At 51.5% G+C, this 5,331-nt stretch carries 8 protein-coding genes; 1 reads left to right on the forward strand and 7 read right to left on the reverse strand.

Annotation, left to right across the window (positions count from 1 at the left end; genetic code table 11):
* Window position 1: 1 nt before the first annotated feature.
* From C8024_RS13805 to C8024_RS13825, 6 genes are read right to left on the reverse strand one after another with little or no spacing between them, the layout of a single operon-like run.
* A complete protein-coding gene (locus C8024_RS13805; protein ID WP_217272205.1) occupies window positions 2-1,420 on the reverse strand; it encodes an efflux RND transporter permease subunit in 1,419 nt (472 codons plus the stop codon).
* Window positions 1,421-1,453: 33 nt separating this feature from the next.
* Window positions 1,454-1,687, reverse strand: coding sequence for a hypothetical protein (locus tag C8024_RS13810; RefSeq protein WP_173206191.1), 234 nt, complete (start codon window positions 1,685-1,687; stop codon window positions 1,454-1,456).
* Window positions 1,688-1,697: 10 nt separating this feature from the next.
* Window positions 1,698-2,543 (reverse strand): efflux RND transporter periplasmic adaptor subunit, encoded by an 846-nt coding sequence (locus C8024_RS13815; RefSeq protein WP_100092253.1) that lies wholly within the window; start codon window positions 2,541-2,543, stop codon window positions 1,698-1,700.
* A complete protein-coding gene (locus C8024_RS21930) occupies window positions 2,544-2,702 on the reverse strand; it encodes a hotdog fold thioesterase (RefSeq protein WP_254305932.1) in 159 nt (52 codons plus the stop codon).
* Window positions 2,699-2,944 (reverse strand): PaaI family thioesterase, encoded by a 246-nt coding sequence (locus C8024_RS21935; protein WP_254305930.1) that lies wholly within the window; start codon window positions 2,942-2,944, stop codon window positions 2,699-2,701. Before C8024_RS21935 ends, C8024_RS21930 begins: the two co-directional genes overlap by 4 nt.
* The gene (locus C8024_RS13825) at window positions 2,941-3,825 is read right to left on the reverse strand and encodes an alpha/beta fold hydrolase (protein ID WP_100092255.1); all 885 of its coding nucleotides are present in this window, start codon (window positions 3,823-3,825) and stop codon (window positions 2,941-2,943) included. The genes C8024_RS21935 and C8024_RS13825 overlap by 4 nt, the downstream gene beginning before the upstream one ends.
* Window positions 3,826-3,889: 64 nt before the next feature.
* Between C8024_RS13825 and C8024_RS13830 the strand changes: the two genes are divergently transcribed.
* Window positions 3,890-4,363 (forward strand): MarR family winged helix-turn-helix transcriptional regulator, encoded by a 474-nt coding sequence (locus C8024_RS13830; RefSeq protein ID WP_254305931.1) that lies wholly within the window; start codon window positions 3,890-3,892, stop codon window positions 4,361-4,363.
* A gap of 187 nt (window positions 4,364-4,550) precedes the next feature.
* Here C8024_RS13830 and C8024_RS13835 read toward each other — a convergent pair.
* Window positions 4,551-5,331, reverse strand: a 781-nt coding sequence (locus C8024_RS13835; RefSeq protein ID WP_173206197.1) for an acyl-CoA thioesterase domain-containing protein, incomplete at its 5' end; no start/stop codon positions are given.

Genomic DNA, 5,331 nt, shown 5'->3' on the forward strand with positions numbered 1-5,331 from the left:
TTTACTCCGCCGTTGACAATCGCCAAGCCATATTGAAAAAGAAACGTCCGACTATCCCTTCCATAAAGGCAATAGGCACAAACACTGCCAACGTGGCAAATGTCCCGGCAAGCACCGCCAATGCGACCCGCTTGGTTGCTATTGGTGCGGCCTCCATTGGATCAGCACCTTCATCGACATCGCTTTGCACGGCTTCAACAACGACGATAGCGTCATCAACAAGCAATCCAATCGCGACCGTCAGCGCCAATAATGTCATGAAATTAAGCGTAAAATCGAAGGCAGCAAAGGCAGCGAACGTGGCAATAACGGAAGTCGGGATGGCCAGCATAACGATAAAAGTTGCCCGCCAGCTGAGCAGAAAAAAGAACGTGACAAAAACAACCAATACCACCGCGATCATCAAATCAAACAGGACATCACCAATGGCCGATTCGATAAATCTCGCGGTCTCTCTCGTGACAACAATTTCAACTCCGCTCGGTAGCTGGCCCTTGATTTGCTCTATCTCCGCTTTGATTGCCCTGGTCATTGCAACCGTATTACTTCCAGATTGCTTGCGAACCTCAAGGACAACTCCAGGGCGACCATTCAACTGGGCATAGCTGGTTTCATCCTCGACCGAGTCTTCCACGCGCCCGATATCGCGGACCCGTGTGACCTGTCCGTTGGGCCGATAAGCTACCGCGAGATTGCCAAATTCCGAGGCTGTATTGGCTTCCGCCAATGTTCTGGTTCCATATTGCTTACTGCGACCATCAATCTCAAGACGGCCGCCCGGCAACTCGGCATTTTCGTTTCTCAATGCCGTTATAACATTATCCGCACTAACGGCGCTCGAACGCATCTTTGCAGGATCAAGCCAGACCCGCATTTCTCTTTCCCGCCCACCTACAATTGAGATAGAACCTACACCGCGAATACGCTGAAGCCTCTCTTTAACGACCTCATCTGCAAAGACTGTAAGTTCTCGGACCGGCGCATCTCCTGCTATCAGCAGCGACAATATCGGCGCTGCGTCCGGATCAAGCTTTTCGACAATAGGCGCGTCCGATTCTTCCGGCAAATTGCTTAATATGCTGGCCACCCGGTCCCTGACATCCTGAGCCTTCACATCGGCATCTTCCGACAACTCAAACTCCAACACCACCTGACTGACGCCTTCGGCGCTGACTGAGCGCATTTGCCGAATGCCCGAAACGCTGTTGACCTCTTCCTCGATAACGTCGGTTATTTCAGTCTCAATCGTATCTGGAGACGCACCGGGCAAAGTCGTTGTTATCGAAACATAAGGAAATTCGATTTTGGGGAACAGATCAACACCTAATCTCCCAAAACTCAACAGGCCCAGAACGACTAGCGAAGCAATCACCATTGTCGCGAAAACGGGACGCCGGATCGAGACATCAGAAATCCACATCAGCTTACCGTGCAGACTTTCTTTGCTTGCGCTCTACTTTTTGCCCATCGCGCAAAGTGGATGGTGGGTTTTGGATGATTTTTCGCCGCTCTGAACGCCTTGGGTGACCTTGACCCGTTCGAAATCTATGCTTTCGACCTTTACATCCCTTTGGCGTGCAATACCATTCTCGAACAGGAATATATATGCGGCCGCGCTATCACCTTTGACAGCCGATTTAGGAAGAATAATTGCAGATTCTGGCGGCGTCTCGATTAGCGCCCGCACACCAAGTCCGCTACTGATCCGATAGTTCGGGTTTCTTATCAGGCAATCGCAATTCGACCGTCCGGGATTCCGGGTCAACCCGGTCATTGATGATGAACACAAAGCTGTCGAAAGGCTCATCAAAGCCATCAATATAAACCTTTGCCTTCTGGTTGAGCTTGAAATCATCAACCCGGGCCTGCGGAGCACTGACGATTGCTGCTACTATTTCTAATTCCTGTAGTTGCAAGGCTGCGGATTGTTCACCCATCGAAAAGCGATTGTTGAGATAGGACCCCTCGTCGACCAATCTGGCTGTAACGACGCCGTTATATGGAGCGCGGGCAACAGTATCGCGCAGCGCTTGTTTGGCCGTGGCCAGTAGCGATTGCGATTGAGAAACCTGCGCTTTCGCGACGATCAAGTCTGTTTCAACCCTTTCGACCTGTGCTTTCGATACAAAACCTCGCGGGGCAAGCGCAATTACGCGGTCATATTGGCGCTGGGCCTGTGTCGCCTGTGCTTCCGTCAGGCGTAGCGCCGCTGATGCTTCCGCGACGCGTCTTTTATAATCTGCTTGCCTGATCTGGAACAGCGCTTGGCCCTTCTTCACCCGGTCACCGACCGTCACAAACATGGTTTCGAGCGGTCCTTCGACGAGAGCGCCAATTGCGCTGCTTTGCTTGGCCGCAATCGTGCCAAAAACCTCTACGGGCTCGGCTAAAGGTTCGGATTTGGCTGTTAAAAAGTCTACTTCGAATGTCGCGCTTTTATGAATGTCATCATCATTGGCATTCTCGGTATCTTCGCTCGCGCAGCCCGAAACCAAGCCCAACATGACTAGAGACAAGAGCATTATGACTTTTTTGACAACCATCTACGTGCTCAAATATGTCCCGCGACCGCTAGCCACCAAGCGATCATCATCGTCGATAATGCGCGTGTCTGCGGTGCTTATGGTTTTTCCAAGCTTCACGACCTGCCCAAATGCAAGAAGCGGGCCGTTGGTGGCTGCCCGATGATAATCTACCCTCATATCCACGGTCGCCTTGGCAATACCCCTGCAGCAATAATGGCATAAAGCCCGGTCAAATCGATCAGAGACGCCAATATGCCGCCATGCACGGCCCCAATCACGGGATTAGATACAAGTTCGTCCCGCCACGGCATTTCCAGTTCCAAATGATCGTTGTTTTGCTGAATAATTTTCAGACCCAACCAGCGATGGAAAGGCGCAATCTGCATTATGTCAGCAAGATTTTCGGTATTATATTTCATGCTGCGGCACCGCGACTGTGGGTCGCATTCAAGAAGGATATTATCGCCGAGCAAAACGCATCGTTGCGGTCACCAACAACCATATGGCTAGCGTCTGCAATGTCGGTTAAAAGCGCGCTAGGAACCAGCGTTTGGAAATGAGCTACGGCCTCTTCAGACACCATGTCGCTGGAACCTCCGCGTATGAGATGAACTGGCAGTGTCAACTTCGCGGCTGCCGCACTTAACCTGTCAAAACCATTGTCTTTTGCTTCGATAGAGTTGTCGCGAGTATGCGTCACGTGGTGAATAAAATTGGGGTCCCAATGCCAATAATATCGCCCGTCTTCCCGTTTACGTAAATATCGATCAAGCTTGCCTGTGCCGGTGCGTTTCTCTCGCTGCGGCATGTACTCGGCGATAATTCTGGCAGCTTCTTCTGGGGAGGAAAATCCATCTGTCATGTGGGCCTGCATGAACCCGACCACTCTCGACACTCCGACGGCTTCCATCTTCGGCGCGATATCAACCAGTGTCAGCGACCTAAAGCTAGTGGGAGCCAGTTCACCGGCCGCAATCATGCCCGCGATTCCGCCCAGTGATGCTCCCACTAACGCTGGAGGATTACTTAGCTGCTTGGAAATAGCGATTAGATCACGCGCAAAATCGCGCATATCGTAAGCGCCATCTGATGCCCATTCACTGTCCCCATGACCACGCATGTCAAGGGCCGTCGCGCGGTAACCAGCGTTGGCGAGTTCATCCAGCACCTTCGCCCAGGCATGACGGGTTTGTCCGCCACCATGCGCAAGCATTACCGGAAAGCCGGTTTTTGGCCCAGTCGTGCTTGCCGTGATCTGCAAGCCGTTGTGACCGGCCAAGATACTCTCTTCATGATCCATACCGATTTTATAGGCTGTATAGTGACAGACAGTAAAGGGCTTTATATTATATTAAATTGATGATATGGTCACTATCATGACAACGGAAACAGCTATAATGAGTGCCAACGCGCAGGACGGCTTCCTCAACGAGACCGATGAGTTTGCGTTTTTGCTGGAGGAAGTACCGCGAGTTCTGCGCAAGACATTTGATGAATCCATTGCCCAGTTCGGCTTGTCCCGCACACAGTGGAGAACATTGGCCTATCTGATCAAGACCGAGGGAATGACGCAAACCGAGTTGGCAAATTGCCTTGAGCTGGAACGCGCTACGATCGGATTAACGATTGATCATCTTGAAAAACTGAGATTTGTCGAACGCCGGTCCGCAGAAGGCGACCGGCGCGTCTGGCGGATATTCCTGCGTCCAAAGGTAATCGATATCATTCCACAACTTCGGAAAGAGGCTAACGCCGTTTATAAAAAGATGTTCAAAGGCGTTTCCAACGCAGACGTGGCCATCATCCGAACCGCGATGGAAAAATGGTTGGGAATCTAAGGGAATGTTGAGTGTTTAATCTCCCAAAATTTTAGCGAGTTCTGATCCTTCTCTCCCGTTGGATCAGCTGGAGCGAGTGGCTGGGGCCACTCGCTCCCTTTTTTTGCAGTCCAGGCCAATTAATTTAATAATTATCGGACGGTGAATTATACCGTTGATACCTGCCGGGACACCAATCAAATATGCGCTAGCGCACAAAAGTTGCTATCGCTGTGGCTAGCGGTTTCTCTGGTTCATGGAAACAGCTGGCGCGGACAAAGCTCGCGGCTTTGCCTTCACGTTCAAAACAACTGTTCGTGAATAGATCGCGCGAACCTACGGCTGGACGCAAATAACGAATGTCAATTGACTCTAGCTGCTGGCCGATCGAACTTTCACCGCCTGCCACACGGCCCTGGCATGCAGACATCAGCGCCGCAGCAACGGCGCCGCCATGGACAATATTTCCGCTTTCCCATCCCAAAACGGCCCGATTTCCTGCTGCAATTTGTGGAGAGTCTGGTGCGCCCGATAAACCCAAACTGGTGCTCATTGGTCCGGGCATTGCTTGAGGACTGAAATCACCGATCAAATTATAGTCGGCCGGAGCGCCCCCCGGGAAGCTCCCCAAACGAAACAGGCCTGTTGCTGTTCCGACGATATCTTTGGACGAGTTGGTTACACTGCCTGTTACAGTGGCAGATGTTTTCCCAACCATCACCGCTTCGGCGGTCAACGTCAATTCATCCCCCATCGAAGATCCTGATAAAAGTCCGATCCGCAAATCAAAAGTTGAAATTCCGATTTCAGCCGCAATCAGTCCTTTCAACGATTGGGACAATCCTTGATCGATAAAGCCCATGAGTGCCAGCGGATCAAGGTTTGGATTTCCCGGTGCTTTGGCAATCCGCCTATTGGCTTTCATTCGACTGATCGAACGCCCGCTGCTGCATTCCAGCAACTCCATGCCGAGCGTCAATTGATAGGGG

The sequence above is a fragment of the Sphingopyxis sp. BSNA05 genome (assembly GCF_013265645.1).
GTDB lineage: Bacteria > Pseudomonadota > Alphaproteobacteria > Sphingomonadales > Sphingomonadaceae > Parasphingorhabdus.

Excerpts from the sequence above, each read along its gene's own strand:
- C8024_RS21935 (WP_254305930.1), bottom strand. The coding sequence starts at position 2,944 with ATGAAATATAATACCGAAAATCTTGCTGACATAATGCAGATTGCGCCT.
- C8024_RS13825 (WP_100092255.1), bottom strand. The coding sequence starts at position 3,825 with ATGGATCATGAAGAGAGTATCTTGGCCGGTCACAACGGCTTGCAGATC.
- C8024_RS21930 (WP_254305932.1), bottom strand. The coding sequence starts at position 2,702 with ATGAGGGTAGATTATCATCGGGCAGCCACCAACGGCCCGCTTCTTGCA.
- C8024_RS13830 (WP_254305931.1), top strand. The coding sequence starts at position 3,890 with ATGGTCACTATCATGACAACGGAAACAGCTATAATGAGTGCCAACGCG.
- C8024_RS13815 (WP_100092253.1), bottom strand. The coding sequence starts at position 2,543 with ATGGTTGTCAAAAAAGTCATAATGCTCTTGTCTCTAGTCATGTTGGGC.
- C8024_RS13805 (WP_217272205.1), bottom strand. The coding sequence starts at position 1,420 with ATGTGGATTTCTGATGTCTCGATCCGGCGTCCCGTTTTCGCGACAATG.